General features: G+C 71.8%; 2 protein-coding genes. Both read left to right on the forward strand.

Annotated elements, in window-relative coordinates:
* Positions 1 to 194 precede the first annotated feature (194 nt).
* Positions 195 to 2,459 (forward strand): right-handed parallel beta-helix repeat-containing protein, encoded by a 2,265-nt coding sequence (locus ACFU6K_RS31220; protein ID WP_380668714.1) that lies wholly within the window; start codon positions 195 to 197, stop codon positions 2,457 to 2,459.
* 236 nt (positions 2,460 to 2,695) lie between these two features.
* A complete protein-coding gene (locus tag ACFU6K_RS31225; protein WP_380668716.1) occupies positions 2,696 to 4,963 on the forward strand; it encodes a right-handed parallel beta-helix repeat-containing protein in 2,268 nt (755 codons plus the stop codon).
* Positions 4,964 to 4,979 lie beyond the last annotated feature (16 nt).

Genomic DNA, 4,979 nt, shown 5'->3' on the forward strand with positions numbered 1-4,979 from the left:
GTGCCGGGGCCGTCGCGCGTGTGCTGCGGTGGCCTGCGGGATTGTCGTTGGCGTGGCCCCTGCGGCTGTGGAATGATCCGCTCCGCCCTCCAGTCGATCAAGGATCAACAAACCGAGGGTAAAAGCGGCATTTCGCGCTTCGATTCGCCCAGGGGGTTCCCATTTCCAGATTCCGTACGGCTCTCGCCGTCGGCGTGACGCTGCTCGGGGCGGTCGGTCTGCCGGCCGTCTCCGCGGGCGGCGCGGCCGCGGCCGGCAGCACGCTCTACGTCGACAACGCCGCGGGCGCGCACTGCACCGACAGCGGCAGCGGTGCCCAGTCGGCGCCGTTCTGCACCATCGGCGCGGCGGCGGCCGTCGTCCAGCCGGGCCAGACCGTGGACATCGCCGACGGGGCCTACCCCGAGGACCTGACCGTCACGAAGTCGGGCACGGCCGAGGCGCCGATCACCTTCCGGGCGAAGAAGAACGAGAACAGTCCGGGCGGCGGTGCCCGCATCGGCGGGTGGAACCAGCCGACCAACGGCTTCTTCGTCACGGGAGCCCAGCACGTCCGCTTCGAGAACCTGACGTTCGACGCGGGCTACCTGAAGCCGTCGATCGTGGTGAGCGGCGCCCGGGACGTGGTGTTCGACAACACCTCCGTCTTCGGCGGCGCCGGTGTCCGGATCACCGGCGCGTCCGACAAGGTGGTGTTCGGACGCGGCAGCATCGGCTCGGCGGGGCCGGGGATCACCGTCGACGGTGGCTCCACCGGAACCGTTCTGACCACCAACGTGGTGCAGCCCAACTCCGGCTACAACTCGACCGGCATCGTGGTGCAGGACTCGCCGGGCACCGTCGTGGTGAGCAACTCGCTGAACACGAACTGCTTCGGCGGGATCGTGCTGGACGGCACCTCGACCGGCGCGGTGGTCGAGAACAACGTGGTGAACACGGCGGCCAACCTCGATAAGTCCTGCGGGGCCAAGGCCACCGGCGCCACCGGGATCACCGTCGCGGTGAACTCCCTCCCGGGCCTCAAGGCCGACTACAACGTGGTCGACTCGCGCAGCGACGCCGCGGCCTACCACTGGGGCGGCGTCCCGTACGCCACCCAGCAGGCGTTCACCGCGGCCACCGGCCAGGGAGCCCACGACTTCGTCGCGCCGTCGTGGGTCCAGAAGGGGCCGAACGCGCCGCTGGACGTCATCGTCGACTCGGCGGACGAGAACGCCCCGGGCATGCTGCCGTCCGACCGCGGCGGCTGGGCCCCGGCGGACGACGTGACGGTCCCCAACACCGGTACGGGCAGCGGCATCCGCGACCGCGGTGCCTACGAGATGCTCGACATCGGCAGCGCGTTCACCCCGGCCGGCCCGACCCGGCTGCTGGATACCCGGGCCCCGATCGGCCTCCCGACCGCGCAGGCGGTTCCGGCCTGGGGCACCGTCGACCTCCCGGTGACCGGTGTCGCGGGCGTTCCGGCGGAGGGCGTGACCGCCGTGACGCTGAACGTGACGGTGACCGAGCCGGGCGCCGACGGCCACCTGACCGTCTACCCGCACGGTGACGCGGCGCCGAACTCGTCGAACCTGAACTGGGTCGCGGGCCGGACGATTCCGAACCTGGTGACGGTGCCGGTGACGGACGGCAAGGTGTCGTTCTACAACGCCTCCGGCGGCACCGTGCACCTGATCGCGGACCTCGCGGGCTACTACGGCACCAAGGGTTCGCTGTTCCACGCCCAGGGTCCGACCCGGCTGCTGGACACCCGGGCGCCGATCGGCGTCCCGTCGGCCCAGGCGGTCCCGGCCTGGGGCACCGTCGACCTGCCGGTCACCGCTGTCGCCGGCGTCCCGGCGACCGGTGTCACCGCCGTCACGATGAACGTGACGGTCACCGACCCGCAGCAGGACGGGCACCTGACCGTCTACCCGCACGGCGGCAAGGCGCCGGACGCCTCCAACCTCAACTGGACGGCCGGGCGCACGATCCCGAACCTGGTGACGGTGCCGGTGACGGACGGCAAGGTGTCGTTCTACAACGCCTCCGGTGGCACCGTGCACCTGATCGCCGACCTCGCGGGCTACTACAGCGCCGAGGGCAAGGTCAGCTACCGCCCGGCCGGCCCGTACCGGCTCCTCGACACCCGCCAGGACGCCAACTGGGACTCGGAGGCCCGCCCCGCGGGCACCGTCCCGGCGTGGGGCACGGTGGAGATCCCGGTCGGCGACATCCCGAACGTCGCCGCGCTGACCCTGAACGTGACGGTCACCGAGCCGGGCACCGACGGCCACCTGACCGTCTACCCGCACGGGGACGCGGCGCCCAACGCCTCGAACCTGAACTTCCTGCCGGGGGAGACCATCCCCAACCAGGTGGTCGTGCCGGTCAAGGACGGCAGGGTCTCGTTCTACAACGCGAGCGGTGCTCCGCTGCACCTGATCGTCGACCTGTTCGGCTACCAGGCGTACTGACCCCGCCCCACTCTGACGGCCCCGGAGCCGAGCCCCGCGCTCGGCTCCGGGGCCGTTCGCGTGCGGTGCGGTGGCCTGCGGATTTGTCGTTGGCGCGGCCTCTTCCGCTGTGGAATGATCCGCTCCGCCCTCCAACCGATCAGTTCAGGACACAGGGGGGTCGGAAAGCGCCATCGGCGCTGCACAACGCCCAGGGGGTTCCCATTTCCAGATTCCGTACGGCTCTCGCGGCCGGCGTGACGCTGCTCGGGGCGGTCGGTCTGCCGGCCGTCTCCGCGGGCGGCGCGGCCGCGGTAGGCGGCACGCTCTACGTCGACAACGCCGCGGGCGCGCACTGCACCGACAGCGGCAGCGGTGCCCGGTCGGCGCCGTTCTGCCACGTCGCGGCCGCCGCGGCGGTCGTCCAGCCGGGGCAGACCGTGGAGATCGCGGCCGGGTCCTACGTCGACACCGCGGTGACCGTGACCCGCTCCGGCACCGCCGACGCCCCGATCACCTTCCGCAGCCAGGCCCAGCAGTACTCGCCGGGCGGCGTCGCCTCGCTCAGCGGCGGGGCGCCGAACTACCCGGACAGCGCCATCGTGGTCAAGGGCGCCGACCACCTGCGCTTCGAGAACCTGACGGTGCTGAGCAACCAGCGTCCGGCCGTGGTGGTCGACGGCGGGCACGACGTCTCGTTCACGAACATCGCGGCCTCGGGCGGCGGAGTCCGGATCACCAACGCCTCCGACAAGGTCACCTGGGCCCGCGGCGACTTCAGCTACGCGCCCGGCCCGCTGCTCCAGGTCGACGGCGGCTCCACCGGGACCGTCCTGACCACCAACGTGGTCCAGGCCAACTACGTGCCCGACATGACCGGGATCCTGGTCAAGGACGCGCCGAACACCGTCGTGGTGGCCAACACCGTCAACTCGTCCTGCTTCGCCGGGATCGTGCTGGACGGCGGCTCGACCGGCGCGGTGGTCGAGAACAACGTGGTGAACACCGCGAAGAACCAGAACGCGGCCTGCGACACCCCGGCCGCCGCCACCGGGATCACCGTCGGGGCGAACGCCGTCGCGGGCACCAAGGTCGACTACAACCTGATCGACCCGCGCAGCGGCGGTGCGGCCTACAGCTGGGCCGGCGCCGCCTTCGGCACCCAGGACCAGCTCGCCGCGAACACCGGCCAGGGCGTGCACGACTTCGTCGCCCCGACCTACGTGCCGAAGGGTCCGGACGCCCCGGTCGACCACCGGATCGACTCGGCGGACGAGAACGCCCCGGGCATGCTGCCGACCGACCGCGGCGGCTGGGCCCCGGTGGACGACCCGACGGTCGTCAACACCGGTACGGGCAGCGGCATCCGCGACCGCGGCGCGGTCGAGATGCTCGACATCGGCAGCGCGTTCACCCCGGCCGGTCCGACCCGGCTGCTGGACACCCGTCAGCCGATCGGCGTGCCGACGGCGCAGCCCGTTCCGGCCTGGGGCACTGTCGACCTCCAGGTGGCCGGCATCGCGGGCGTTCCGGCGTCCGGCGTGACGGCCGTGACGATGAACGTGACGGTGACCGAGCCGCAGGCCGACGGCCACCTCACCGTGTACCCGCACGGTGACGCGGCGCCGAACTCGTCGAACCTGAACTGGACCTCCGGGCGGACGATTCCGAACCTGGTGACGGTGCCGGTGACGGACGGCAAGGTGTCGTTCTACAACGCCTCCGGCGGCACCGTGCAGCTGATCGCGGACCTCGCGGGCTACTACAGCCCCAAGGGTTCGCTGTTCCACGCCCAGGGCCCGACCCGCCTGCTGGACACCCGGGCGCCGATCGGCGTCCCGGCGGCGCAGGCGGTTCCGGCCGGGGGCACCGTGGACCTCCCGGTGGCCGGTGTCGCGGGCGTGCCGGCGACCGGTCTCACCGCCGTGACGATGAACGTGACGGTGACCGAGCCGCAGGCCGACGGCCACCTCACCGTCTTCCCGCACGGTGACAAGGCGCCGAACGCGTCGAACCTCAACTGGACGGCCGGGCGCACGATTCCGAACCTGGTGACGGTGCCGGTGAAGGACGGCAAGGTGTCGTTCCAGAACGTCTCCGGCGGCACGGTTCACCTGATCGCCGACCTCGCCGGCTACTACGCCACCGAGGGCAAGGTCAGCTACCGCCCGGCCGGTCCGATCCGGGTCCTCGACACCCGCCAGGACACCTACTGGGAGTCGGGCGTCCGCCCGGCGGCCACCGTCCCGGCCTGGGGAACGGTGGACGTCCCGGTCGGCGAGATCCCGAACGCCGCGGCGGTGACCCTGAACGTGACGGTCACCGAGCCGGGCGCCGACGGCCACCTGACCGTCTACCCGCACGGTGACGCGGCGCCGAACGCCTCGAACCTGAACTTCCTGCCGGGCGAGACGATCCCCAACCAGGTGGTCGTCCCGGTCAAGGACGGCAAGGTCTCGTTCTACAACGCGAGCGGTGCTCCGCTGCACCTGATCGTCGACCTGTTCGGCTACCAGGCGTACTGACCCCGCCCCACTCTGA

This window comes from Kitasatospora sp. NPDC057512 (assembly GCF_042802135.1).
Classification (GTDB): domain Bacteria; phylum Actinomycetota; class Actinomycetes; order Streptomycetales; family Streptomycetaceae; genus Kitasatospora.